Genomic DNA, 24409 nt, shown 5'->3' on the forward strand with positions numbered 1-24409 from the left:
ACTAGGGCTGAGTTATGTTCGATGTAGTGGTGGTTGGCGGAGGCCATGCCGGAACCGAAGCCGCAGCCGCGGCGGCGCGCAGGGGCGCGCGTACTGCGCTCGTGTCGTTCGACGCGCGGCACATCGGCGCGATGTCGTGCAATCCGGCGATCGGCGGTCTCGGCAAGGGCCATATGGTCCGCGAGGTCGATGCGTTCGACGGCCTGATCGGACGCGCGTCCGATGCGGCGGCGATCCACTACAGGATGCTCAACCGCAGCAAGGGATCGGCCGTCCAGGGGCCCCGCATCCAGGCAGACCGGCGCCTCTATTCGGGCGCGATCCAGGCGATGCTCGCGGCCACCGAAGGGCTCGTGATCGTCGAAGGCGAGGCCACCGCGCTGCATCTCGATGGCGATCGCGTCGCCGGAATCATCCTGGCGGATGGCGCGATCGTTGCAGCGCGCGCCGTCGTTCTCGCGACCGGCACGTTCCTCGGCGGGCGGATCTTCCGCGGCGATGACCGCGAGGAGGGCGGCCGGATCGGCGAGCGCGCCGCCAAACCGCTGGCCGATCAGCTTCGCGCGCGCGACCTGCCGATGGCCCGACTGAAGACCGGCACGCCCGCCAGACTCGACGGACGCACGATCGACTGGGGGGCGCTCGCGGAACAGCCCTCGGATCTCGATCCGTGGACGATGTCGCCGATGACGCGCGCGCGCCAGTTGCCGCAGATCGCCTGCGCCATAACGCGTACGACCGATCGCACGCACGCGATCATTCGCGAGGCCTTCCACCGGTCGCCGTTGTTTACCGGCGCGATCGAAGCCGCGGGGCCGCGTTACTGTCCGTCGATCGAGGACAAGGTTCATCGCTTCGGCGACCGCGATGGGCATCAGATCTTCCTCGAACCCGAAGGCCTCGACGACGCGACGGTCTATCCGAACGGCCTTTCGACCTCGCTGCCGGTCGAGGTCCAGGCCGCGATGCTCGCCAGCATTCCGGGCCTCGAACGCGTGACGATGACGATGCCGGGGTACGCGGTCGAGTATGATTACATCGATCCGCGCGCGCTCGACACGCGGCTGGCGCTGGGGGCGATCGAAGGCGTGTTCTGCGCCGGTCAGATCAACGGCACGACCGGCTATGAGGAAGCGGCAGGGCAGGGGCTCGTCGCGGGGCTCAACGCTGCGGCGTATGCGTGCGATCTGGCACCGATCATTCTCGATCGCGCCTCCAGCTATCTGGGTGTGATGATCGACGACCTCACGCTACAGGGCGTCACCGAACCCTACCGCATGCTCACCGCGCGCGCGGAGTTTCGCCTGTCGTTGCGTGCCGACAATGCGGAGACGCGGCTGGGTGGCATCGCCGAAGCGGCCGGATGTCTCGGACCGGAGCGGCGCGCGCATCAGCACGCGCTGGCAGAAGATCGAACCCGCTTTCGTGCGTCGCTCGACTGCGAGCGCACCGCGACCGACGTGGCCGATCAGGGCGTCGCCATCGGTCGCGACGGCGCACGCCGGACCGCGTTCGACTGGCTCCGGTTCGAGGGGGTGACGCTCGCGCATGTCGCGCCGGACGCGGCTGAGGGCATCCCGACGCCGGTCGTTGACGAAGTGTTAGAGGACGCGCGCTACGCCCCATATATCGAACGCCAGGCGCAGGAGGTTGCGCGCCTGCGTGCCGACGAGGCGATCCGCTTACCCGAGGACTTGGCCTATGATCGCATACCCGGCCTGTCGAACGAGATGATCGATCGCCTGACGACCGCGCGACCGACTTCGCTGGCCGCGGCCGCACGGGTTCGCGGGATCACCCCGGCCGCTCTGTCGGCGGTCTTATTGCATACGAAACGAGTGCCAGCATGACCGAAGACGACGCACAGGCTTGGGTCACCGATCGGTTCGGGGCGGAGGCGACCGAGCGCCTGACAGCGTTCGTAGCGATGGTCGTCGAGGAGGCCCCGCATCAGAATCTGATCGCGCCATCGACGATCCCGACGATTTGGGACCGCCATGTCGTCGACTCGCTCCAGCTCGTCGCGTTGGCGGGCGCGGATACCGGCGCGAAGCGGTGGCTCGATATCGGCACCGGTGGCGGCTTCCCCGGCATGGTCATCGCGCTGGTCCGCGACGGCCCCGTCGATCTGGTCGAACCTCGCCGCCGTCGTGCGGACTTCCTCCAGCTCTGCGTCGCGCGGCTCGGCCTCGGCGACCAGGTCCGCGTCCACGCCTCGAAAGTCGAGAATGCGACCGCCGCCGCGTCGATCATTTCCGCCCGAGCGGTCGCCTCGCTGCAAAACCTTTTGCGTGGCGCGGCGCACTGCGCCACAACAGAAACGCGGTGGCTGCTTCCTCGGGGGCGTTTCGATGAAGAGGAGCTCGCCGCGCTCAAGCAAAATTGGCGTTTCATGTTCCACGTGGAACAAAGCGTCACGAACCCGGAGTCGTCGATCGTGGTTCTGGATCGGGTAAGCGCGCGATGATCACCATTGCCGTCGCCAATCAAAAGGGTGGGGTGGGCAAGACCACCAGCGCCATCAATCTCGCGACCGCGCTCGCCGCGACGGGGATGCGCGTACTGCTGGTCGATCTCGACCCGCAGGGCAACGCGTCAACCGGGCTCGGCATCGGCCATGCGCAGCGCGAGCGGTCGAGCTATGACGTGCTGATCGGCGAGACGTCGATCGCAGAGGCGGTGGTGCATACGCGCGTGCCGCGGCTCGATATCGTCCCGGCGACGGTCGACCTGTCGGGGGCGGAGATCGAGCTGGTCGATTACGACGCGCGCACCCACCGGCTCGATCGTGCGGTGAAGGCGGCGCAGGGGCCGTGGGATATCGCGCTGATCGATTGCCCGCCCTCGCTGGGGTTGCTGACGATCAACGCGATGGTCGCGGCGGACTCGCTGCTCGTGCCGCTGCAATGCGAGTTCTTCGCGCTGGAGGGGTTGTCGCAGTTGCTCAGTACGGTCGAGCGGATCCGCCAGCGGTTCAACCCAGGGTTGTCGATCCTCGGCGTCGCGCTGACAATGTTCGATCGGCGCAATCGCCTGACCGATCAGGTCTCGGCGGACGTCCGCGCGGTATTGGGGAAAGTGGTGTTCGAGACGGTGATCCCGCGCAACGTGCGGCTGTCGGAGGCGCCGAGTCACGGCCTGCCCGCGTTGATCTACGACCATCGCTGCTCGGGTTCGCAGGCGTATATCGCACTGGCGCGTGAATTGATCGGCCGGCTTCCCGCAACCGCGCAGGCTGCGGCATGAGCGACGGCAACAAACGCGGTCGGCCGGGGCTGGGCCGGGGTCTCAACGCGCTGCTCGGTGAGATGGCGCGCGAGACGCCCGTGTCGGCCGATGGTGCGGCGCAGCAATCGACAGGTGTGCGGATGCTGCCGGTCAGCTCGCTGTCGCCGCATCCCGATCAGCCGCGCCGCCATTTCGACGAGGCGATGCTCGACGAACTCGCGGCATCGATCGCCTCGCGCGGGTTGATCCAGCCGATCGTCGTCCGCCCGCACGGCCACGACTATCAGATCGTCGCGGGCGAGCGACGCTGGCGGGCGGCGCAGCGCGCGCGGCTGCACGAGGTCCCGGTCGTCGTCCGCGACTTCGATGATGCCGAGACGCTCGAGATCGCGCTGATCGAGAACATCCAGCGCGAGGATCTCAACGCGATCGAGGAAGCGCAGGCCTATCAGCGGCTGGCTGGTGAATACGGCCACACGCAGGAGGTGCTCGCCAAGATCGTCCACAAGTCGCGCAGTCACGTCGCGAACCTGTTGCGGTTGCTGGAGCTGCCGGCGCAGGTGCAGTCGCAGGTGGTCGATGGATCGCTATCGATGGGCCATGCGCGGGCGTTGCTCGGGTCGCCCGATGTCGAGGCGTTGGCGGACCAAGTCGTGTCGCGCGGGCTGTCGGTACGCGAAACCGAGAAGCTGGCGCGGGAAGCGAAACCGGGGCGGAACCGCAGCGGCAAGCCGGCCGAGCCGCGCATTCCGGACGCGGATATCGCCGCGCTCGAACGCCAGTTGGCCGATCTGCTCGGGCTACAGGTCCGCGTCGCGCATACCGAGACGGGCGGCACGCTGACGTTGAGCTATTCGACGCTCGATCAGCTCGACATGGTGTGTCAGCGGCTGACCGGCGGGGCGATCTGAGCCGCGGGCCAACCCGGGTCCATCCCGCCCCGCCCGTTCGTACTGAGGGACGTCCAAGCACCAGCGTAGCGGACCATCCTTCGACGTCGCTCAGGACGAACGGGTGATAAGGGGGGGAGGGGACCACTAATCTCCGTCATCCCCGCGCAAGCCGGGATGACGGACGGGGTGTCGGCGGAAAGTAACCGATAGACGCGAACGTCGCTTAGTTTCGCCGCGCGATCGCCTGGGATAGCGCGACCACTGCTGCCTCCGCCACAACCCCGCCAGCATTCCCCGATGCCATGATCGCGCGCTCGGCGGTGCGGACGCGCTGGATTGCAGTCGCGAGCATTACCGGCGACCAGCGGCGCAGCGACCGTGCGGTGCTGGCCTCTTCCTTGAAGAACACGCGGTGGCGTTTCATCACCGCGTCGACCGCGTCCCCCCGGTCGATGTCGCCGCGCATGTCGGCCAGCGCGATCAGGCGGCGGACGAGTTGGCGGAGCCACGGGATCGGCGACGTGCCTGCCTCTTCAAGCACGGCGAGTTCGGCGCCGAGATCGTCGACCCGTCCCTCGATCACCGCATCGATTGCGCGGCTCATTTCCGCATCGCCGAGATCCGCGCCGACCGCATCGAGTGCGTGATGATCGAGGTCCGCAGGCCGATCGGGTGCGGCGTCCAGGTACAGTGCGAGCTTTTCGATCTCCCGCGAAATGACGGCGCGGTCGCCGCCGGTCGTATCGACGAGTCGCCGCGCGACACCGGGCGCGGGGCGCAGGCCGTTCTCGCCGGCGATCGTCGTGGCGAGGCGTTCGGCATCCTGCGCGGTCGGGGCGTAGCAGGCGAACGCCATCGCGCGCGGCGAGTCGATTGCGAGCTTGACGATCTTGGCGGTCGACTTGACCGTCGGCGCGATCGCGACGACCGGGTTGCCGACGCGCTCGGCCGCGAGCAAATTGGTGAACGCTTCGAGGCTTTCCTCCCCCGCCGATGCGACGCGGACGAACCGGGCGCCGGCGAACAGCGACAGCGAGGCGGCCTCGTCGGTCAGTCGGCCGGGGTCGCTTTTCAGCGTCGAGCCGTCGAGATCGACGCGTTCGGCATCGGCGCCCATCGCCTTGGCCAGCACACGGGCGAGGTCGCTTGCCCCGGCCTCGTCGGGGCCGTGGAGCAGGTACAGGCGGATGTCGCCGCCCGGTTTGGCCAGCGCGCCGCGGATCTGGCCGGCGCTTGCCTTCACTTTGCTGGCGGCGTGCTCTGCGCCGCAGTCGCGGCCGTCGTGTTGCGCGCATAAAGCGCAACGCGCGCGACGATCTGGTCGGCGACGATCTGCGACAGGCGTTCGAGCGCCGTGTTCTCGGCGGCGATCGTCGCATATTCGGAGCGGACGACGTCGATCCCGGCGTCCGAGCCCGCGGTCGCATCGAGCAACACCGAGCCATCGCCGATCCGTACGAGCTGATACCGCGCGCGCAGGGTCCGGCGTTCGCGCGAGACGCTGTCGTCGGTACGCACGCCGAGGCCGCTGATCTGGTCGTCGAGGCGAATGTCGATCCGGTAGATCGGCGGTGCGCCGTTCGACGGCAGGCGGTCGCGTAGAGCCGTCGCCATCAGCCAACCGTTCTTGCCGGCGATCGGCGCGATCTCGACCTGGCCGAGCGCGCCCGCGACCGGACCGCTGCTGCCGCCTGCATAGAGCGGATGCAGCCCACAGCTGGACAGCGCAGGCGCGAGCGCGAGCGCGCCGAGGATCGCTAGACGCTTCATGCGACGATGTTCACGAGACGGTCGGGCACGACGATCACTTTCCGGGGCGGCTTGCCCTCGAGCAGGCGGACGATCTTCTCGGAGGCGAGCGCGGCGGCTTCGACGTCGCCGGACGGCGCGCCCTTGGCGAACACGAGCGTGTCGCGCAGCTTGCCGTTGACCTGCACCGCGATCGTGACTTCGTCGTCGACCAGCATCGCCGGATCGACGATCGGCCAGGCGGCGTCGGCGATCAGGCCGTCATTGCCGGCGGTCGCCCAGGCTTCCTCGGCGACGTGCGGGACCATCGGGCTGACGAGCAGCAGCAACGTGCGGATCGCCTGTTCGCGGTCTGCGGAGGGCGCTGCCTTTTCGATCGCGCTGCACAGCGAATAGAGCCGCGCGACCGCCTTGTTGAACTGCAAGGCATTGATATCGCTCTCGATACCTACCGTCGTGCGGTGGCAGAGTTTGCGCAGGGCTGTGTCTTCGCCCTCGGCCTTGGCGGCATCGTCGTCGGACTCGATCAGGCGCCAGAGACGCTGGACGAACCGCCACGCGCCTTCGATGCCGGACTCACTCCACGGCAGATCGCGCTCGGGCGGCGAGTCGGAGAGCACGAACCAGCGCACCGCGTCGGCGCCGTACTGGTCGACGATCGGCTCGGGATCGACGGTGTTCTTCTTCGACTTCGACATCTTCGTCACGCGACCGACCGTCACAGGGCCGCCGGTCGCGATCTCGATATACCCTGCATCGGTCTTGCGGACCTCGTCGGGAGACAGCCACTTCGTCTTCACCGGCGCGTCGCTCGAATCGTCGTCGTCCGCGTCGGCCTCCGGCTGCGCGTCGCCGGCGTCGCCTCGGCTATACGTCTCGTGCGTCACCATGCCTTGCGTGAACAGCCCGGCGAACGGCTCTGCGATGTCGAGCATGCCGATATGCTTCAGCGCGCGCGTCCAGAAGCGGGCGTAGAGCAGGTGCAGGATCGCATGCTCTACGCCGCCGATATACTGGTTGACCGGCAGCCACTTCTCCGCGCCCGTCCGGTCGAACGGTTTCGCGTCCGGCTGGCTTGCGAAACGGATGAAATACCACGACGAATCGACGAACGTGTCGAGCGTATCGGTTTCGCGTCGCGCGTTCGCACCGCAGGACGGGCAGGGAACGTGCTTCCAGGTCGGATGGCGATCGAGTGGGTTGCCGGGGATGTCGAAGCTGACGTCCTCGGGCAGTACGATCGGCAGCTGGTCCTTGGGCACCGGCACCGCGCCGCATGCGTCGCAGTGGATGATTGGGATCGGCGTGCCCCAGTAACGCTGGCGGCTGACGCCCCAGTCGCGCAGGCGGAACACGGTCGTGCCCTTGCCCCAGCCTTCGCCCTCGGCGCGCTCGATCACGACGCGCTTGGCGTCCTCGATATCCATGCCGTCGAGGAAGTGCGAATTCACGATCGTGCCGGCGCCGGTCCAGGCGGTGTCGCCGACGAACACGGGGGCCTCGTCATCGCCTTCGCTGACGACGCGCTTGACGGGCAGGTCGTATTTGCGCGCGAAATCGAGATCGCGCTGGTCGTGTGCGGGCACGCCGAACACCGCGCCGGTGCCGTATTCCATCAGCACGAAGTTCGCGATGTAGACGGGGAGGTGCCACGTCTTGTCGAGCGGATGCACCGCGCGGATGCCGGTGTCGAAGCCGAGCTTTTCCTGCGTGTCGAGTTCCGCCGCGGTGGTGCCGCCACGTTTGCAGAGTTCGATGAAGGCGGCCGCGTCGGGGTTCGTCTCGGCGATCGCGCGCGCGATCGGGTGATCGGCGGCGACCGCGACGAAGCTGGAGCCGAACATCGTGTCGGGGCGGGTGGTGAAGACCTCCACGCTGTCTATTCCCCTTCCGCTTGCGGGAGGGGTTAGGGGAGGGGAGACATCCTCGGATGCTGCCGCCGCGTCCGTGTCAGGCCCTCCCCCGACCCCTCCCGCGAGCGGGAGGGGAGCAGTGAGGTCGAACTTGAACTGCAGGCCCTGGCTGCGGCCGATCCAGTTTTCCTGCATCAGCTTGACCTTGTCGGGCCAGTGCTCGAGCGCGCCCAACCCGTCGACCAGCTCGTCGGCGAAGTCGGTGATCTTCAGGAACCACTGCGACAGCTTGCGCCGCTCGACCAGCGCGCCCGAGCGCCAGCCGCGACCGTCGATCACCTGTTCGTTGGCGAGCACGGTCATGTCGACCGGATCCCAGTTTACCGCCGATTCCTTGCGATACACGAGCCCTGCGGCGAACAGGTCGAGGAACAGCGCCTGCTCGTGCCCGTAATATTCAGGCTCGCACGTCGCCAGCTCGCGCGTCCAGTCGAGCGCGAAACCCAGCCGCTTCAGCTGCGCCTTCATCGTCGCGATGTTGGCGCGCGTCCAATTGCCCGGATGCACGCCTTTTTCCATCGCCGCGTTCTCCGCGGGCATGCCGAACGCGTCCCACCCCATCGGATGGAGCACTTCCATGCCCTTCATCCGACGGAACCGCGCCAGCACGTCGCCCATCGTGTAGTTCCGGACATGCCCCATGTGGATGCGCCCCGACGGATAGGGGAACATCTCGAGCACGTACGAACGCGGCTTGGTCGACAGGTCGTCCGCGGCGAACGTCTTGCGTTCGTCCCAGACTTTCTGCCACGCCGCGTCCGCCTTCAACGCATTGAAACGCGACGCCATTATGTCGTCCTCAGCCCGCGATCGAGGCGCGGCGCAGGTCGCGGGCCTTGGTCAGGATGATATCCTCGAGCTTCTGCGTGGTCGCAGCCTGGACCGGCGCGGAAACCCACTGGCCACCACGGTTGACTTCGCGAAGCGCGGCGACGCGCAGCGCATCGGCGCGCAGGTCCTGGTCGAGGATCGAGACGGTCACCTTCATGCGCTCGGTCGGCGTCTGCGGGTTGATGTACCAGTCGGTAACGATCACGCCGCCGTTGGAGTCGGTCTGGAGCAGCGGCATGAAGCCCAATGTGTCGAGGCTCGCGCGCCACAGATAGCTGTTGACGCCGATCGTCGTGATCTTCGACGCGGCGAGATCCGCCTTGGGACGGGCCGAACCGCCGCCGCAAGCGACGAGGGGCAGGGCAAACAGCACGACTGCGATACGCGAGCGGCGGAACATGGGCATCATCCTGGCAAGAAAATCTGCCTCATGCTCTACAGGCGAGCCCGCGTGCCCGCAAGCAGACGCCCGCATGCGCAAGAGGCGTGGCGCCGCGCGGGCAATCGGGGATCGATACGACCGATTCGGTAGCGCTATCGCGGCGACCTGTGTGCTGATTGCAACACTGTCGGACAATTCAGCGACGAAGAGGGCGATCCGCCGGTCCTGCGGCCTTTGCTGTGGATCAATTCATGTTAGATGCTGTTTAACAGGATCCGAATTACGGGATTCGAAGGACAGATTCGTTGTGATGACGCGTGGGGGAATAGTCGGGGTGGTTGCCGGGGCGCTTGTCGCCACCGCCGCAATCGTCGCGCCGGCCTTCGGCGCCAGCGAACAGCCCGCCCGGATCGCCAAGCATAACGTCGTCGCAGCGCGCGGTCTGGCATCGTTCACCCCCGCCGCCGCCGATCCCCGCCTTGCCGCGATGTTCGCGCGGGGTGGCTTCGATGCCGGCAGCTTCCGCTTTACCCCTGCCGAGACGCGGCAGGACAACCGCGCCGTGACCGTCGCGGTGCGGGCGCAGACCAATCGCGGCATCGCCAACACGGCCAGCCTCGCCTCGACGACGCCCACCGTGGGTATTGCGCCGATCGCCTATAACCTCGGCATGTCGGTAGGCTGGAAGCGCTTTGCGGTTTCGGGTGACGTGAACAAGCTCGATCTCGGTGCGATGCCGGGCGGTCGCGAAGCTGCCGATCTGGCCGTCAGCTATAGCGCCAAGCGGTTCAGCGGCACGGTGAAGGCCGTGGCGGACCGTCCGCTGGCGAACGCGCCGCGACTCGTCGAGGAAGCACCGAGCTATTCGGTCGATGTCGGTGGTTCGTACGCACTGACGCGTAGCCTTGCGGTGACCGCGGGCGTCCGGTACCGCTCGGATCGCGAACGCTTCGTCAAGGTCGACGACGACCGCCGCGACAGCCAGGCCGTCTATCTGGGTACCGCCTTCCGCTTCTGACAGTTCGTGAAGTCCCGCCGGCGTTGCGGCGGGCACTGGCCGGCTTGTTCTCAACTATCGCGGCTCCGTAGGTCGCTCCTCTCCGGTTTGGAGCGGACGATCCGCGGTTGCGTGGTCATGGGAAGGTGAGGCTCCAAACACTCGTCACCCCAGCGAAAGCTGGGGTCTATCTCGATCCACTTGACGCACACTCCACGATGAAATCCCAGCTTTCGCTGGGATGACGGGCGGGGTCGACGAAGTGTTTTCGGAAATGCTTAGGCGTCTTGTGAATGCCCAAGTCTAGCGAACCCATGCGTCGATCGCGGCCCAGCCATAAAACCCAAACCGCCGGATACGCCGCCAGCGCGACTCGTCCATGCCGCCCAGCGCAATCACCGGTATCCCAAGCCCGCGCCCGATCCGCATCGCCCGCGCCGGGCCAAGCCCGGACGCGCCTGCATGCGACCGCGTGGCATGAATCGGCGACACGAACAGCGCATCCGCCCCCGCGTGCTGCCCGGCCAGAGCCTCCGCGCGATCGTGCGCCGGCCAGCTCCTGATCCCTAGCGTCGCCCGAGTCCGTATCCGGCCATGCACCCCATCCGCGCCGATCGACGACTCGCCGGCGACGACGACGACAAGCCGCCGTGCAAACGCGACGCGCTTCACCCGCCGCAGCATCGTTCGCCGCTCCCCTGTCGGCGTGGCATAATGGCGAAACACTACCCCGGATCCCGGCGGCACCCTGCGCAGAGCGGCCCACACCGCATCCCCCATCCGCTCATCGGTCATCAGCCAGCGCTCGGGGATGGGCTTTCGAACCGTCACGCCGCTGCCTATAGCGCCCGGCATGACATCTGACGACACCACGCCGCTCGCGTCCATTCGCGCCCGGATCGCCAAGGCCGCCGAGATCGCCGACCGCCGCGTGACCGACATCACGCTGATCGCGGTCTCCAAGACGCACCCGGCCGCAGCGATCGAACCGCTGCTCGCCGAAGGCCAGCGCGTGTTCGGCGAGAACCGTGTGCAGGAGGCGGCGGAGAAATGGCCGGCGTTGCGCGCGGCGTATCCCGACGTCGAACTCCATCTGATCGGCCAGCTCCAGTCGAACAAGGCAGCCGAAGCGGTGGCGTTGTTCGATTGCATCCACGCGGTCGACCGCCCGTCGCTGGTCGACGCGCTCGCGAAGGCGATGACCACGTCGGAGCGCCGTCCCGACTGTTTCCTCCAGGTCAACATCGGCGACGAGCCGCAAAAGGGTGGTTGCGCGATCGCCGACCTGCCCGCGCTGGTCGAGCAGGCGCGTGCCGCCGGCCTGCCGATCGCCGGGCTGATGTGCCTGCCGCCTGCCGACATCGAGCCGGCGCCGTATTTCGCGTTGCTCGCCAAGCTCGCGCGGGATCACGGGCTGACCGGGCTCAGCATGGGCATGTCGGACGATTTCGAGACCGCGGTGACGATCGGTGCGACTCACGTCCGGATTGGTAGTGCGCTGTTCGGCGCACGGGGGACGGGCGCATGAGCATTCCAGTTCGGTTCGACGCGCTGCTGTTCGACTTCGACGGCGTCCTGATCGACAGCGAGGCGGTCGGGAACCGTCACATCGCGCAGTGGCTGACCGCCGCCGGGCACCCGACCAGTGCCGAGGATTCGATGGCGAACTTCATGGGTCTCGCCGGCCCGCCGTTCATCGATGCGATCGAGCGCTGGATCGACCGCCCGCTCCCCGACGAATTCTATGCCGCGCGCGAAGACGAGGATGCGCGCGTGATGGCGGCGGGGGTCGACGCAATCGAGGGCGCGGTGGCGTTCGTCCGCTCGCTGCCCGCCGACCTGCCCAAGGCGATCGTCTCGTCGAGCCCGGTCAGCTGGATCGCGCGGCATCTCGAGCATATCGGCCTGCGCGACGCGTTCGGCGACCATCTCTACAGCGGCCGCGAACACGTCACGAACGGCAAGCCCGCGCCCGATCTGTACCTGTTTGGTGCCCGCCAACTCGGCGTCGACATCGCGCGGACGGCTATCCTAGAAGACTCGCCCGTTGGCGCGACTGGCGCGGTAGCCTCTGGGGGCTATGTCATCGGGCTATCGGCGGGATCGCACTGCAACGCCGAGCATGGCGCGCGACTGACGGCGATCGGCGTCGACGCGTTGGCGGAGAGCTTCGACGAAGTCGCGCGGTTGATCGGGACGAACTAGCGGCGCCCCCTCATGCCGGGCTTGTTCCGGCATCCACCGTTCCGCGTGACCATCGGCCGTTGATACGCGGCACGGTGGACCCCGGAACACGTCCGGGGTGACGGAGCGGGGATTGGCACCACAACCCGTTTTCCGGCGAACGCAGGACTCCGGGGTAACTAAGGGCTAGGTATGGTACCCTGGGCTCCTGCGTCCGCAGGAGAACATCACCCCCGCTTCCGTCGCCAGACCGCGCCGATCCCCGCGACCAGGTCATACGGAATCGCTGCCACCTCCCGCGTCCGCATCTTGAGCTGATACCGCCGGCTCCCGCCATGCGGCACGTGGATCACGCTCGCGGGCATGCCGAGCATCGCGAACAACATGCGAATCCGTGGCTGATGATAGCCGTCGGTGCAGATCATGCACTGCGCATACTGCCCGGCGCGCGCGAACGCGGTCGCCGCAACCACGCTCTGCAACGTATCGATACTCGCCTCGTCGAGATGGATTCGCGACCGATCGACCGTCTCCGCCAGCACATCCGCCATCACCGACGCCTCGGACGGCCCATGCGCACCCTTCGCGCCTGAGCAGAACAGGTCCGCATCGACATAGCGCGCCGCCGCCGCCGCCGCGAACGCGATGCGGCGGGCGAGGGTGGGGCTCGGGCTGCCATCGGGGCGAACCGCCGCGCCGAACACCACGATCAGGCGCCGTGAGGGTGGGATATCGGTCAGAACTGATGACCCGTGCGATCGCGCTTGGTCGCCAGATACTGTGCGTTGTGCGGGTTGGCGGGCAGCGAATGCGGCACCCGCTCGATCACCGTGACGCCCGCCGCCTCAAGCCCCGCGACCTTGGCCGGATTGTTCGTCAGCAGCCGCAGCTCGCGCTGGCCGAGCAACGTCAACATCCGCGCCGCCACACCGAAATCGCGCGCATCGACCGCAAAGCCGAGCCGCGTGTTCGCGTCGACCGTGTCGTATCCCTGGTCCTGCAACGCATAGGCGCGCAGCTTGTTGACCAGCCCGATGCCGCGCCCTTCCTGCCGCAGATACAACAGGATACCCCAGCCGCTCTGCTGGATCGCGTGGATCGCGGCGTGCAGCTGCGGCCCACAATCGCACTTCAGGCTGCCGAGTACGTCGCCGGTCAGGCATTCGCTGTGGAGGCGGACCAGCGGTGGTTGGCCGTTGGGCTGGCCGATCAGGAGTGCGATATGCTCGTCGGCGCTTTCGGGTGAGCGAAACGCGACGATCTCCGTATCCTCCGCGCCTTCGACCGGCAGCCGGGCACGCGCCGCCAGCGTCAACCGGTTCGCATCCTCGTGCGCGTCGATGTCCGCGTGGACGATCCGGACCTCGGGTTCGCCGCTACCGAGGAAGAACGCCGGCAACAACCCCGCGATCCGCGCGAGTCGCAACGCCGCCGCCGCTGCGTCCGGATCGGCGAGTGGGAGCGTCTGGAACGGCCCCTTCAACGGGGTCGCCAGGTCGAATTGCGGATCGGCCAGCGCGGTCGCCGCAGCGAAATCGATCCACGGTGCGCGATCGACCAGCACCGGCTCGGTCGGATCCGCTGCCGCCCTCTGGTTGGTAAGCTTCAACGTCGCCGCGCGCCCCGACGAGATCAGCACGCCGCCCTGCGCCTCGGGATCGAACGCCGCCAACCGGTCCGCATCCGCCGTCTCGACCGCCAGCAGCACGAGCCCGTCGATCGCGATCGGCCAGCCACGCCGCAGCGCATCGATCGCGCGGGCGGCGGCGCGGGGGTTGGTCAAAACGCGAACTCGGTCATGATCGGCACGTGATCGGACGGCTTCAGCCAGCTCCGGCATCGCTCATAGACATGATGCGACACCGCAGCTTCGGCGGCGGCACCGGTCGCCCACATGTGATCGAGCCGACGCCCGCGGTCCGACGCCGCCCAATCCTTCGCGCGGTAGCTCCACCAGGTGAACAGGCGCGCGGGGGCAGGATGAAAGCGGCGCCCGAGATCGACCCAGTCGCCGGCCGCCTGCAACTTGCCGAGTGCCTCGACCTCCACGGGCGTGTGGCTGACGACGTCGAGCAGCTGCTTGTGGCTCCACACGTCCGATTCGAGTGGGGCGATGTTGAAGTCGCCGACCAGAATGGTGGGCCCCGCCAGTGTTTCGGACCAGGTCGTCATGCGTTCGATGAAGTCGAGCTTCTGGCCGAACTTCGGGTTCACCTCGCGGTTCGGCACGTCGCCGCCGGCGGGGACGTAGACGTTCTCGAGCCTCACGCCGTTCTCCAGCCGGACGCCGATGTGACGCGCCTCGCTGTTCGCCTGCCAGTCGAACCGGTCGTCCTCGACGATCGGAACGCGGCTGAGGATCGCGACGCCGTGGTGCATGCGCTGGCCGTGCAGGACGATGTGCTCGTAGCCGAGCGCGCGGAACGCCTCCAACGGGAAGTCGCCATCGACGACCTTGGTCTCCTGCAGGCACAGGATGTCGGGCTGCTCGTCGCGCAGGAACTGCTCGACGATGGCGATCCGGAAACGGACCGAGTTGATGTTCCAGGAGACGATCTTCACGGCCGCGATGTAGCGTCGCGGGGGGGTGGCGACAAGGAAGGGTAGAACCAAGAAGGCGCCATCGGCAAAGCCGCTGTCGTCGACCGAGCTATCGCTCGTCGGCCGCGCTTGAGCGAGTCTGGCAAACCTGTTTGCCTGCCGCTCTACGCGAAAGACCCTCGCTCCGGGGGCATGGAGCGAGGGCCAACTCAGCGTTCGTCACGCAGGCGAGAGGTGGGGAAACCATCCGGGCAACAGGGGGAAAAATCCCGGATGCCCCACATCCGCGAGCCACCCTCTAGGAGCCGGAACCTGTCGCTGGCATGAATGACGCAAAAGTTATGTTACTTTCTTCCACCCGAGGTGCGCGGATCGTTCCAGCGGAAGGTATTGTCGCTGACGGCGACGCCGAACTTCTGGTTGGTCAGCCGGATCGTCGTCCGATTGTTCTGACTGTCGAGCGCAACCCAGCCCTGCAACATCAGCCCGCCCGGCGCGCCCGCGTTGCGCACGAACACCAGCGTGATCCGGCCGGTTTCGGGATGTTTCGGATCGTTCACCTCGACCGACACGATTCTAGGATCGTAGCCGGGAACGAGCTTGGCGTAGCGCGTGATGTCACGTGACGGGTCGAGAAACACGACCAGCGGCGAGTTCTTGATCGGCCAGCGCTGCACCTGCTTCACCGAGTAATCGATGAAGGTCAGCGCGCCGCCTTCCGCGACGATCAGGATCGGCACGCCCTTCTGGTACTGAAACCGGATCTTGCCGGGCTTCTTCAACGTCAGCACACCCGTCAGGACCTTGCCGTTGCGATCCGCCTGCGAAAAATCGGCGGTCATCGTATCCAGTGCCTGCAGCGACCTCTGCACGGCCGCGAGATCGCCGGTGGCCTGCGCGCCGATCGGTGCCGGTACCGCAGCGACCGAGAGAGCGGCGATCGTCGCGATCACCGCGGGGCGGGAATTGAACATCATAATCTCCTTGGAGCGCGAACGATTGCCCGCCCGCGCTTGAACCGCCACTGAATTCGGCGGGTTCCGCATCGAACCCTGTCCGTCACCTCAACCCCCCGTCCGTCATCCTGACGAAAGTCAGGATCCAGGGTGGTGAGGGACCGTCCTGCTTTGCTCTGGATCCTGACTTTCGTCAGGATGACGGGGCTGGGACCCGCAACGCGGAGTGTCAGCGCGTTACAGCGTAATGGCGGCCTTCATCCCGAGCACGCCGACGTCGTTCGCGTCATGCACGCCACCAGGATTGTGGATGAACTGCACGTTCGGCCGCAATTCGAGCCACCGGGTCGGGTGGACGCTGTAATAGATCTCCGACGCGTACTCGGCATCCTGCACCGCCGGCCGCGTCGGATCGAGCGCCTGCCCCTTCGCGACACGTCCGTTCACGTTGGTCCGCGCGACGCCGAAGCCGAGGATGTCGCCCGGCCGCCACGGCACCAGCCCCTTGTAGAACAGCCCGGCGGCGATCTGGTTGTCGGTGGTCGAGGTCGCGCGATCGGCCTGCGTCGCGTTGAGGAACACGCTGAGCCCGGTCACCGACTTGCCGTCCTTCGAGGTGCCGGTGATCTGTTGCTGGAGGTTGAAATAGACGCCGTAGCGGGCGCTGCGGCGGAGCGGTGCGAGCCCGGTGATCGCGATCGGCTGGCGGTTGACGTCGTAGAACACGTCGTCGCCGTTCGAGGTGTTGACCCAGCCGCCAACCTTGTACGCGCCCACGCGGCCGTCGTTGTCACCGCGATGCCATTCGGCCTCGACCGGGATTAGTGCGCCCGTCGCGCCGTGGAACCGGCCGATCACGAAGTCCTTTTCGAGGTTGCGCGGGTTCACCTCGTAGGCGGCGGTCTTCAGCGTCAGATGGTCGTTGACGTCGTAGCGGAACCGCGCGCCCCATTGGCCGACCGGCCAGTTCTGCCAGTAGTCACCAACCAGATTGCCGGGCTGCGCGCCGCAGAAGCTGAGGTTCTGGAAATAGCAGGAGAAGACCGCGAAATCCTCGCCGGGATTGGTGCGACCCGCCTTGATCTCGAATTTCTCGCCGATCTTCTGCTCGTACCAGAATTGCGTCAGGCGCAGCGTCTGGCCGCGGCCGTACACCTCCTGCACCTGTTGCAGTACGCCGAGATTGGCGTCGGCGCCCAGATCGCGCCCGCGGCGATAGGTGAGGGTAGCCTGGAATGCGCCGCCTTTGAGTCCGACGACCTTGTCGAGATCGAGCAGCACGCCGACGTCGAACTGCCCGGTTTCGCGGAGCAGTTTCCGGTCGCCGCCTGCGAAATTATACCCACTCTCCGACGCATAGCGCGCGCTGACGCCGATCCCGCGCTCGGTCAGCCGCTTGCGGATATCGAACCAGTCGGCGAACAATCCCGGCGGCGGGGTGCGCTGCGTATCCGCGGTCAGCGCGGACGGCGACAGATCGCTGTCGCGGCGAACACCGGCGCGAGGGCGGTGCTGGGTATCAGTGCTGGCGCTCCCCGGCGTCTGCTTCGGAATATCCTGCGCCGAAACCTGTCCGGACATTGCGCAGGACAGGGCAAGCGCCAATGCCCCCACACACAACCGCCGATGCCCCATCACGTCCACCTGTTATTCGTAACCTGTATCAGCCCCTTAGATCGGCCCGACGCAGTCCGAAACCCTCCGTCAAGTTACGGCCGGAGTTCCAGGAATCCTCCCCCGCCAGGGGGAGGTGGCTGGCACTTGCCAGACGGAGGGGGAGGGGGCGACAACGTAGTTTCCGTGTCCTCCCCCTCCGTCACCTGCGGTGCCACCTCCCCCTGGCGGGGGAGGATCGCAGTGCAGCGCTAGATCGCATGGCCCTCGGTATCGCGCAGCACTTCGCGGCGGCCGACGTGATCGGGGCGGCCGACGATGCCGTCCTTCTCCATCCGCTCGATCAACCGCGCCGCCGAATTGTAGCCGATCCGCAACTGCCGCTGCAGCCACGAGGTCGACGCCTTCTGCGACTCGCACACCAGCTGGATCGCCTGGCGGTATTGCTGGTCCTCCGCCGAATCCTCCCCGGTCGGCGAGCCCTCCAGCGCGAAGCTTTCCTCGGGCTCCTCGGTGACGGAGGAAATGTAATCCGGCAGCCCCTGCGACCGCCAGTGATCCGCCACCAGCCGTACTTCGTCGTCGGTCACGAACGGCCCGTGCACGCGGACGATGCCCTTGCCGCCGGGCATGTAGAGCATGTCGCCCTTGCCGAGCAGCTGCTCCGCGCCCTGTTCGCCGAGGATGGTGCGCGAATCGATCTTCGAGGTTACGTGGAAGCTGATCCGGGTCGGCAGATTGGCCTTGATGACGCCGGTGATGACGTCGACCGACGGCCGCTGCGTGGCCATGATCAGGTGGATGCCCGCCGCGCGCGCCTTCTGCGCGAGCCGCTGGATGAGGAACTCGACCTCCTTGCCCGCGGTCATCATCAGGTCGGCGAGCTCGTCGACGATCACCACGATCTGCGGCAAAACGTCGTATTCGAGCTTCTCCTCCTCGTACATCGGCGCGCCGGTATCGGGGTGATACCCGGTCTGCACTTTTCGGCCCAAAGGTTGCCCCTTGGCCTTCGCGCCGCGCACCTTGTCGTTGAAGCCGGCGAGGCTGCGCACGCCGACGGAGGACATCTGGCGATAGCGATCCTCCATCGTCTCGACCGCCCATTTCAGCGCGCGCACCGCCTTGGCCGGGTCCGTGACGACCGGCGACAACAGGTGCGGAATGTCGTCGTACATGCTCAGCTCGAGCATCTTCGGATCGATCATGATCATCCGGCACTGGTTCGGCGTCAGCTTGTACAGCAGCGACAGGATCATGCTGTTCAGCCCGACCGACTTGCCCGAGCCGGTCGTCCCCGCGACCAGCAGATGCGGCATCGGCGCGAGATCGGCGATCACCGAATCGCCCGCGATGTTCTTGCCGAGGATGATCGGCAGCTGCGCCGACTGGTCCTCGAACGTCTGGCTGCCGACGAGTTCGTGCAAGCTCACCGCTTCGCGCCGCGCATTCGGCAGCTCGATGCCGATGACGTTGCGCCCCGGAATCACCGCGACGCGCGCGGAAATCGCGGACATGTTGCGGGCGATATCGTCGGCCAGCGCGATCACCCGGCTCGCCTTGACGCCGGGGGCGGGCTCGAGCTCGTACATCGTCACGACCGGACCCGGCCGCACCTCAATGATCGATCCCGTGACCTTGAAATCGTCGAGCACGTTCTCGAGCAGCCGCGCATTACGCTCGAGCCCGGCCTTGTCGATCACATTGCCCTGGCTCGGCGGCGACGGCGTCAGCAGGTCGAGGCTCGGCAAGGTGAAATTGTCGCGCAGGTCGAGCGAGGATTGGCGCTCCTTGGGTTTCGCCTGCGACGGCGCGTTCTGGCGGTCCGCGATCACCGGCGCTGGGCGCTGGTCGGGCGCGGCGATCGCCCGTGGCTCGACCGGTTTGCGCGTCAGCGTCAGCGGCTCCTCGTCGTCGACCGCGTTCGTGAAGGGAGCATCGTCGAAGCCGTCATAGCCGAGTGCCTCGGTCCGATTGCGGCGGGGGAGGCGCCATTTGCGCTCGCCGAGATCGATCTCGATGCTCTTGCCCCAGACGATCGCGCCGGCGATCGCCGCGACCAGCCCGATCGCGCGCGCGGCCCACAGCTCGGCGACCGGCTGGCCGATGAAGCTCAGCGCCCAGTGCGCCGCGCTGACCACCGACAGCCCGATCACGCCGCCCCACCCGGCGGGCAACGCCAGGACCGACGTGCCCGACACGAACGCCAGCGCGGTCGCCATCAGCGCGACGCCGATCGCCGCGCCCCGCAACATCCGTCCCCAGCGTCCGACCGGCAGATTGCGCCACAGTCGCATCCCGACGATCGGCCCGACCGGCAGCAGCAGCGCGACCGCCGGCCCGAACAGCGTCAGCGCGATATCGGCGAACCACGCACCCGGCGGGCCGACCAGATTGTCCGGATAGGCGCCCGATGCGGTGTTGAGCGCGGCGTCGCTCGGGTGATAGCTCGCCAGCGCCAGCGCCATCAGCAGCGTGCCGACGAACAACGCGATCGCCGCGATCAGCGCGCCGCTGCGCACCGCCCCCGCCTTCACCGTCTCACGCCACAAGGCTGGCTGCGCGCGGCTGGCCATGACCCGTATTCTCCAGTTGCAATCTAATCAGAAATGCATCGTCCTCGGCAGGCTCAACGTCAAGGTAACCACGCGGCAACACGGGTTAAGCTGCGCCCGGATCGCCGTTGGCAGCGACCGGCTACCCGGATAAAGCGGCGGCATGGACACAGATGTACTCATCCTCGGTGGCGGGCTGGTCGGTGCGACGCTCGCCGTGGCGCTCGACGTGCACGGCATCTCGACGATCGTGATCGACCCCGCGGACCCCGCGGTGACTCTGGCGCCGGGCTTCGACGGCCGCGCCTCCGCCGTCGCGAGCGCGAGCCACCGCATGCTCGACGCGATCGGCATCGGCGCGACGCTGGCAGGGCAGGGCTGTGCGATCCGCCAGATCCGCGTCAGCGACGGGTTGGAGCCGGGCAAGCTCGATTTCGTCCCCGACGCCGACGATGGCGCGCTCGGCACGATGTACGAGAACAAGCTGCTCCGCCGCACGCTGTTCGACGCCGCCACCGCCGCGCCGCATGTCGACCTCCGCATGCAGACGCGCGCGACCTCGGTCGACCGCGCCGAATCGGGCGTCACCGCGACGCTCGATTCGGGCGACACCGTCCGTGCGCCGTTGCTGATCGTCGCCGAGGGCCGTAATTCGCCGACCCGCGAGGCCGCCGGTATCACGATCGCGCGCTGGTCCTACGATCACACCGCGATCATCGGCGCGTTCCACCACGAACTGCCGCACAACGACGTGGCGTACGAGATCTTCTATGCAAGCGGCCCGTTCGCGCTGTTGCCGCTGCCCGACGATGCCGACGGCCACCGTTCGGCGATCGTCTGGACGGTCGACGCGAAGGACGCCGTCGGCATGTTGAAGCTCGGCGACCGCGCGTTCCTCGCCGAAGCGGAAAAGAGCATGGGCGGGTTTCTCGGCACGCTCTCGATGGCCACCCCGCGCTCGTCCTACCCGCTCGGCTTCCATCACGCCGCGCGCATCACCGACACGCGCATGGCGCTAGTCGGCGACGCCGCGCACGGCATCCACCCGATCGCCGGGCAGGGTCTCAACCTCGGCTTCCGCGACGTCGCGACGCTCGCCGAAGTGCTGGTCGAGGGCAAGCGCCTCGGGCTCGACTTGGGCGACGCCGCGCTGCTCGACCGCTACCAGCGCTGGCGCGGGCTCGACACGTTCATGACCGCCGCTGCCACCGACACGCTCACCCGCCTGTTCGGCCTTCCCGGCAAGACCGCCAGCGCGGTCCGCCGGTTCGGCATCAGCGCGGTCAACGCGATCCCGCCGCTCAAGGACCGCTTCATGGCGGAGGCGCGCGGCGAGAGCGGTGATTTGCCGAAGCTGCTGCAGGGGATGACGGTCTAGTCGGCAGCATGACGGCCGTGTCGGACTCCGACGATCACGCGCAGGCGTCGCCGGCCTTCGACGCGTTCGCGGATCGGCTGGCGGAGTTGATCCGCTGGCGGCGCGATGTCCGGCATTTCCGGCGCGATCCGATCGATCCGGCGCTGCTGCCGAAACTGCTCGATCTGGCAAACCTCGCGCCCTCGGTCGGGCTCAGCCAGCCGTGGCGCTTCGTGACGGTGGACGCGCCCGATCGGCGTGCGGCGGTGCGCGAGATATTCGCGGCGTGCAACGCGCAAGCGCTGGCCGCGCAGTCACCAACGCGGTCCGAGCGTTACGCGCACCTCAAGCTCGCCGGTCTCGACGACGCGCCCTGTCATCTCGCGGTGTTCGTCGATCCCGATCCACTCCAGGGACACGGCTTGGGACGGCGAACGATGCCCGAGACTGCGGCGTTTTCCGCCGTCATGGCGCTGCACACGGTGTGGCTCGCAGCGCGCTGTGTCGGTCTGGGCCTGGGCTGGGTGTCGATCCTCGACGCCGACCGTGTCCGCGCCGCGCTCGATCTGCCCGAAAACTGGCAACTGATCGGCTATGTCTGCATCGGCTATCCCGCGGTCGACAGCGACACGCCCGAACTGGAACGCGAAGGCTGGGAGCGCCGTCGACCGGTCGAGATCACGCGGCGCTAGGCCGGATCGGGGAGGGCTAAGCCTTGAGCCGTTCGATCTGCCGGTCGTGAACGCGCGACAATACCAGCAGCGCGAACGACGCACCGACAAGGCACATCAGCATGTCCCACTGCGTATCCCAGGCGTCGCCTTGCGTTCCCAGGAAGGCGTCCGCGCCCTGCCCCAGCGACACTGCGGCACCGAACTCGATCAATTCGTACAGCGCGCTCACGCTGAGACAATAGGCCAGCACGGTAACGGCCAATAGTCGCGGCGCGGTGATCGCCCCGGTCCGCACCAGAACCTCCCGCAGCACGATCGCGGGCACGAAACCCTGCATCAGATGGCCGAACCGATCATAGGGATTGCGCGCGAGATGTAGCCAATCCTGCACGACAAAACCGATCGGGACGCGCGCATACGTGTAGGCACCGCCGAGCATCAGGACCAGACCGTGGACCGCGATCAGCACCAACGCCAGAGTCGAAAACCGAAACCGGCGGCGGAGTGCGATCAGCACGGGAAACGCGATCAGGACGGGGGCGACTTCCATCCACCACGTCGCGCGGTCCGCTGGCGACCAACCCGACGCCAACAGCCCGATTGCCCAGACCGCGCCCAGTATCGGCAGGCGACGGTCGATCGACGTCATGCGTGGGAAGAGGTCCCGTCGATGTGCCGAGCCTCTTCCACCAGCATTACGGGCACGCCGTCACGGATCGGATAGGCCAGGCCCGCCGCGTCCGAGATCAGTTCCTGCGCCGCTTCGTCATAGCGCAGCGGCGTGCGAGTCATCGGGCAGACCAGCCGTTCGAGCAGCCAGGGATCGAGTGCGCTCACTGCAACGTCACCGATTCATCGCCGTCGTGCCGTCCGAAGAACTGCATCAGCTGGATGATCAGTTCCGCACGCTGCTCGATATTCGGCGCCTCGAGCAACGCCTGCTTCGCGGCGGCGTCGAACGGCGCGATCTGGGCGATGCCGTTGACCAGGCTCTCGTCGTCGAGTCGGCCGACCGCATCCCAATCGACCGCATAGCCCTGCATGTCCGCGAACCGACGCGATTCCAATTCCAGCGACGAGCGCCGGCCTAGCGACAGCGCATCGTCCTCGATCAACGGCAGCAATTCCGCCTCGACCTGGCGGAACGCGGTCGACACATCGAGTTCGCGGACGATCCGGAACAGCGCGATGCCCTCCAGCACGACGTTGTACCGCCCGTCGTCGAGCGCCTCGACCTCGGCGATCTTGCCGACGCAGCCGATGTCGTACAGCGCATCGGCGTCGTCGTTCGGTCCGCCGCGCGGCTGGATCATGCCGATCCGCCGGTCGCGCGCCATCGCGTCGCTGATCATCGCCCGATAGCGCGGCTCGAACATGTGCAGCGGCAGGTGCATACCGGGAAACAGCAACGCGCCGGGCAACGGGAAGATCGACAGACGCGTGGTGGCACGCGGGGGGGCGGACTCGGTGGTCATCCGAACAGGATCGCAGACAGGCGGCGGCGTTGTCCAGACACCCACGGGTCTTCGAGCCCGACGACCTCGAACAATTTCAACAACTGCGCGCGCGCCGCGCCCTCGTTCCAGTCGCGCTCGGTGGCGATGATGCCGAGGAACGTGTCGGCAGCGGCATCACGGTCGTTCGCCGCCATCTGGCCGTTGGCGAGCGCGAACCGCGCGGCCAGGTCGTCCGGGTTGGCCTCGACCGCGGCGATCAACGGCGACAGGTCCGCGACCGGTGGCGCCGACTGCGCGAGCGCGAGTGCGGCCTGCGCCCGGGTGATCGCCGGATCCTTGGCGATCGTGGAATCGAGGTTCGCCAGCCAGTCCGCCGCCTCGTCGAGCTGGCCGGTCGCGATCAGCGCACGGACGAAACCGGCATGGACCTGCGGATGCTCGGGCGCGATGTCGGCGATCTCGCGGAAAATTCCCAGCGCCCGCTCGCCGTCACTGGCCGCAAGTGCCTCCTCGCCGATCGCGATCAGCGGCTCGACATCGGCCGCGGCGTCTGCCGGCTCGGCCTCGATCGGCAGCTGCTTGAGCAACTGGTCGAGCAGAACGCGCAACTGCGACTCGGTCCGCGCGCTGGTCATGTCGGCGACCAGCTGGCCCTGGAACATCGCATAGACGGTCGGGATCGACTTGATCTGGAATTGCGCGGCGATGAACTGGTTCTTGTCGGTATCGACCTTCGCCAGCACGACGCCCTTGTCGGCATAGTCCGCGGCGACCTTCTCCAGCGTCGGCGTCAGCGCCTTGCACGGCCCGCACCATTCGGCCCAGAAATCGATGATGACGAGCTTCGTCATCGACGGTTCGACGACATCGCGACGGAACGACTCGACGGCGTCCTTCTCGGCAGGGGACATTCCAAGCGTGGCCAAGTTCAACTCCCGTGTGGTTCTGACGCGCTATTTGGGGGGCAGCAGCAGCGAATGCCACCTTTAGGATGGAACGCCCGGCACGACAAACGAGCGGTGGCGTCACACGGTGCTGATCATCCGCGGCACAAGCTGGGACGCAAAGCCGTGGACGA

The 24409-nt window shown here is 67.3% G+C and carries 24 protein-coding genes; 9 read left to right on the plus strand and 15 right to left on the minus strand.

The window, feature by feature from the left end; genetic code table 11:
- Nucleotides 1-14: 14 nt before the first annotated feature.
- The 4 genes from mnmG to ACLBWL_RS01315 are packed head-to-tail and all read left to right on the plus strand — an operon-like array spanning nt 15 to nt 4139.
- The gene (mnmG, locus tag ACLBWL_RS01300; protein WP_447789535.1) at nt 15-1850 is read left to right on the plus strand and encodes a tRNA uridine-5-carboxymethylaminomethyl(34) synthesis enzyme MnmG; all 1836 of its coding nucleotides are present in this window, start codon (nt 15-17) and stop codon (nt 1848-1850) included.
- Nucleotides 1847-2467, plus strand: a complete 621-nt coding sequence (gene rsmG / locus ACLBWL_RS01305) for a 16S rRNA (guanine(527)-N(7))-methyltransferase RsmG (protein WP_447789537.1) — start codon at nt 1847-1849, stop codon at nt 2465-2467. The genes mnmG and rsmG overlap by 4 nt, the downstream gene beginning before the upstream one ends.
- A complete protein-coding gene (locus ACLBWL_RS01310; RefSeq protein WP_447789539.1) occupies nt 2464-3246 on the plus strand; it encodes a ParA family protein in 783 nt (260 codons plus the stop codon). The genes rsmG and ACLBWL_RS01310 overlap by 4 nt, the downstream gene beginning before the upstream one ends.
- Nucleotides 3243-4139: a ParB/RepB/Spo0J family partition protein gene (locus ACLBWL_RS01315; RefSeq protein WP_447789541.1), complete on the plus strand. Its 897-nt coding sequence runs from the start codon at nt 3243-3245 to the stop codon at nt 4137-4139. The genes ACLBWL_RS01310 and ACLBWL_RS01315 overlap by 4 nt, the downstream gene beginning before the upstream one ends.
- A gap of 205 nt (nt 4140-4344) precedes the next feature.
- On the opposite strand, the gene holA is transcribed toward ACLBWL_RS01315, so the two are convergent.
- Genes holA through ACLBWL_RS01335 form a run of 4 tightly spaced genes read right to left on the minus strand, consistent with a single transcriptional unit; the run spans nt 4345 to nt 9014 of the window.
- The gene (gene holA / locus ACLBWL_RS01320; RefSeq protein ID WP_447789543.1) at nt 4345-5364 is read right to left on the minus strand and encodes a DNA polymerase III subunit delta; all 1020 of its coding nucleotides are present in this window, start codon (nt 5362-5364) and stop codon (nt 4345-4347) included.
- Nucleotides 5361-5891, minus strand: a complete 531-nt coding sequence (gene lptE / locus ACLBWL_RS01325; protein WP_447789545.1) for an LPS assembly lipoprotein LptE — start codon at nt 5889-5891, stop codon at nt 5361-5363. The genes holA and lptE overlap by 4 nt, the downstream gene beginning before the upstream one ends.
- Nucleotides 5888-8572 carry a leucine--tRNA ligase gene (leuS, locus tag ACLBWL_RS01330; RefSeq protein ID WP_447789547.1) on the minus strand — a complete coding sequence of 895 codons (2685 nt, stop codon included), beginning with the start codon at nt 8570-8572 and terminating at the stop codon, nt 5888-5890. Before leuS ends, lptE begins: the two co-directional genes overlap by 4 nt.
- A gap of 10 nt (nt 8573-8582) precedes the next feature.
- Nucleotides 8583-9014 (minus strand): DUF3576 domain-containing protein, encoded by a 432-nt coding sequence (locus ACLBWL_RS01335; RefSeq protein WP_447789549.1) that lies wholly within the window; start codon nt 9012-9014, stop codon nt 8583-8585.
- A gap of 292 nt (nt 9015-9306) precedes the next feature.
- Between ACLBWL_RS01335 and ACLBWL_RS01340 the strand changes: the two genes are divergently transcribed.
- On the plus strand, nt 9307-10014 hold the full coding sequence (locus tag ACLBWL_RS01340; RefSeq protein ID WP_447789551.1) for a hypothetical protein: 708 nt from the start codon (nt 9307-9309) through the stop codon (nt 10012-10014).
- A gap of 282 nt (nt 10015-10296) precedes the next feature.
- Here the strand turns inward: ACLBWL_RS01340 and ACLBWL_RS01345 are convergent, their stop codons facing one another.
- Nucleotides 10297-10824 carry a thiamine phosphate synthase gene (locus tag ACLBWL_RS01345; RefSeq protein WP_447789553.1) on the minus strand — a complete coding sequence of 176 codons (528 nt, stop codon included), beginning with the start codon at nt 10822-10824 and terminating at the stop codon, nt 10297-10299.
- 22 nt (nt 10825-10846) lie between these two features.
- Here ACLBWL_RS01345 and ACLBWL_RS01350 point away from each other — a divergent pair, with 22 nt between their 5' ends.
- Together ACLBWL_RS01350 and ACLBWL_RS01355 are read left to right on the plus strand one after the other, a co-directional pair.
- On the plus strand, nt 10847-11521 hold the full coding sequence (locus ACLBWL_RS01350) for a YggS family pyridoxal phosphate-dependent enzyme (RefSeq protein WP_447789555.1): 675 nt from the start codon (nt 10847-10849) through the stop codon (nt 11519-11521).
- Entirely contained in the window at nt 11518-12198 is a 681-nt protein-coding gene (locus ACLBWL_RS01355) for an HAD family hydrolase (protein ID WP_447789557.1), read from the plus strand. Before ACLBWL_RS01350 ends, ACLBWL_RS01355 begins: the two co-directional genes overlap by 4 nt.
- A gap of 206 nt (nt 12199-12404) precedes the next feature.
- Here ACLBWL_RS01355 and ACLBWL_RS01360 read toward each other — a convergent pair whose 3' ends face one another.
- From ACLBWL_RS01360 to ACLBWL_RS01385, 6 genes are all read right to left on the minus strand, one after another.
- A complete protein-coding gene (locus ACLBWL_RS01360) occupies nt 12405-12884 on the minus strand; it encodes a YdcF family protein (RefSeq protein WP_447789559.1) in 480 nt (159 codons plus the stop codon).
- A gap of 29 nt (nt 12885-12913) precedes the next feature.
- Nucleotides 12914-13960 carry a GTP cyclohydrolase II gene (gene ribA / locus ACLBWL_RS01365; protein WP_447789561.1) on the minus strand — a complete coding sequence of 349 codons (1047 nt, stop codon included), beginning with the start codon at nt 13958-13960 and terminating at the stop codon, nt 12914-12916.
- Complete coding sequence (locus ACLBWL_RS01370; protein ID WP_447789563.1) at nt 13957-14739, minus strand: exodeoxyribonuclease III; 783 nt, start codon at nt 14737-14739, stop codon at nt 13957-13959. Before ACLBWL_RS01370 ends, ribA begins: the two co-directional genes overlap by 4 nt.
- A gap of 323 nt (nt 14740-15062) precedes the next feature.
- A complete protein-coding gene (locus tag ACLBWL_RS01375; RefSeq protein ID WP_447791935.1) occupies nt 15063-15692 on the minus strand; it encodes a LolA family protein in 630 nt (209 codons plus the stop codon).
- Between the two features lie 219 nt (nt 15693-15911).
- Nucleotides 15912-17255, minus strand: a complete 1344-nt coding sequence (locus ACLBWL_RS01380; RefSeq protein WP_447789564.1) for a carbohydrate porin — start codon at nt 17253-17255, stop codon at nt 15912-15914.
- Nucleotides 17256-17539: 284 nt separating this feature from the next.
- The gene (locus ACLBWL_RS01385) at nt 17540-19864 is read right to left on the minus strand and encodes a DNA translocase FtsK (RefSeq protein ID WP_447789566.1); all 2325 of its coding nucleotides are present in this window, start codon (nt 19862-19864) and stop codon (nt 17540-17542) included.
- A gap of 142 nt (nt 19865-20006) precedes the next feature.
- Here ACLBWL_RS01385 and ACLBWL_RS01390 point away from each other — a divergent pair, with 142 nt between their 5' ends.
- Complete coding sequence (locus ACLBWL_RS01390; RefSeq protein WP_447789568.1) at nt 20007-21221, plus strand: UbiH/UbiF/VisC/COQ6 family ubiquinone biosynthesis hydroxylase; 1215 nt, start codon at nt 20007-20009, stop codon at nt 21219-21221.
- An 8-nt stretch (nt 21222-21229) separates the two neighbouring features.
- Nucleotides 21230-21892, plus strand: coding sequence for a 5,6-dimethylbenzimidazole synthase (gene bluB, locus ACLBWL_RS01395; protein ID WP_447789570.1), 663 nt, complete (start codon nt 21230-21232; stop codon nt 21890-21892).
- A 16-nt stretch (nt 21893-21908) separates the two neighbouring features.
- Here the strand turns inward: bluB and ACLBWL_RS01400 are convergent, their stop codons facing one another.
- Genes ACLBWL_RS01400 through ACLBWL_RS01415 form a run of 4 tightly spaced genes read right to left on the minus strand, consistent with a single transcriptional unit; the run spans nt 21909 to nt 24242 of the window.
- Complete coding sequence (locus tag ACLBWL_RS01400) at nt 21909-22523, minus strand: DUF2238 domain-containing protein (RefSeq protein ID WP_447789572.1); 615 nt, start codon at nt 22521-22523, stop codon at nt 21909-21911.
- On the minus strand, nt 22520-22711 hold the full coding sequence (locus ACLBWL_RS01405; RefSeq protein ID WP_447789574.1) for a Trm112 family protein: 192 nt from the start codon (nt 22709-22711) through the stop codon (nt 22520-22522). Before ACLBWL_RS01405 ends, ACLBWL_RS01400 begins: the two co-directional genes overlap by 4 nt.
- Nucleotides 22708-23349: an LON peptidase substrate-binding domain-containing protein gene (locus ACLBWL_RS01410; protein ID WP_447789576.1), complete on the minus strand. Its 642-nt coding sequence runs from the start codon at nt 23347-23349 to the stop codon at nt 22708-22710. The genes ACLBWL_RS01405 and ACLBWL_RS01410 overlap by 4 nt, the downstream gene beginning before the upstream one ends.
- The gene (locus tag ACLBWL_RS01415; protein WP_447791937.1) at nt 23346-24242 is read right to left on the minus strand and encodes a tetratricopeptide repeat protein; all 897 of its coding nucleotides are present in this window, start codon (nt 24240-24242) and stop codon (nt 23346-23348) included. Before ACLBWL_RS01415 ends, ACLBWL_RS01410 begins: the two co-directional genes overlap by 4 nt.
- Nucleotides 24243-24409 lie beyond the last annotated feature (167 nt).

Source organism: Sphingomonas sp. M1A8_2b (genome assembly GCF_053345535.1).

Coding starts and splice junctions, on each gene's coding strand:
- bluB (WP_447789570.1), top strand. CDS start 21,230: ATGACGGCCGTGTCGGACTCCGACGATCACGCGCAGGCGTCGCCGGCC.
- ACLBWL_RS01385 (WP_447789566.1), bottom strand. CDS start 19,864: ATGGCCAGCCGCGCGCAGCCAGCCTTGTGGCGTGAGACGGTGAAGGCG.
- ACLBWL_RS01415 (WP_447791937.1), bottom strand. CDS start 24,242: ATGTCCCCTGCCGAGAAGGACGCCGTCGAGTCGTTCCGTCGCGATGTC.
- ACLBWL_RS01315 (WP_447789541.1), top strand. CDS start 3,243: ATGAGCGACGGCAACAAACGCGGTCGGCCGGGGCTGGGCCGGGGTCTC.
- leuS (WP_447789547.1), bottom strand. CDS start 8,572: ATGGCGTCGCGTTTCAATGCGTTGAAGGCGGACGCGGCGTGGCAGAAA.
- mnmG (WP_447789535.1), top strand. CDS start 15: ATGTTCGATGTAGTGGTGGTTGGCGGAGGCCATGCCGGAACCGAAGCC.
- ACLBWL_RS01380 (WP_447789564.1), bottom strand. CDS start 17,255: ATGTCCGGACAGGTTTCGGCGCAGGATATTCCGAAGCAGACGCCGGGG.
- ACLBWL_RS01400 (WP_447789572.1), bottom strand. CDS start 22,523: ATGACGTCGATCGACCGTCGCCTGCCGATACTGGGCGCGGTCTGGGCA.
- ACLBWL_RS01310 (WP_447789539.1), top strand. CDS start 2,464: ATGATCACCATTGCCGTCGCCAATCAAAAGGGTGGGGTGGGCAAGACC.
- ACLBWL_RS01335 (WP_447789549.1), bottom strand. CDS start 9,014: ATGTTCCGCCGCTCGCGTATCGCAGTCGTGCTGTTTGCCCTGCCCCTC.
- ACLBWL_RS01375 (WP_447791935.1), bottom strand. CDS start 15,692: ATGTTCAATTCCCGCCCCGCGGTGATCGCGACGATCGCCGCTCTCTCG.
- ACLBWL_RS01410 (WP_447789576.1), bottom strand. CDS start 23,349: ATGACCACCGAGTCCGCCCCCCCGCGTGCCACCACGCGTCTGTCGATC.
- lptE (WP_447789545.1), bottom strand. CDS start 5,891: ATGAAGCGTCTAGCGATCCTCGGCGCGCTCGCGCTCGCGCCTGCGCTG.
- ACLBWL_RS01340 (WP_447789551.1), top strand. CDS start 9,307: ATGACGCGTGGGGGAATAGTCGGGGTGGTTGCCGGGGCGCTTGTCGCC.
- rsmG (WP_447789537.1), top strand. CDS start 1,847: ATGACCGAAGACGACGCACAGGCTTGGGTCACCGATCGGTTCGGGGCG.
- ACLBWL_RS01355 (WP_447789557.1), top strand. CDS start 11,518: ATGAGCATTCCAGTTCGGTTCGACGCGCTGCTGTTCGACTTCGACGGC.
- ACLBWL_RS01350 (WP_447789555.1), top strand. CDS start 10,847: ATGACATCTGACGACACCACGCCGCTCGCGTCCATTCGCGCCCGGATC.
- ACLBWL_RS01390 (WP_447789568.1), top strand. CDS start 20,007: ATGGACACAGATGTACTCATCCTCGGTGGCGGGCTGGTCGGTGCGACG.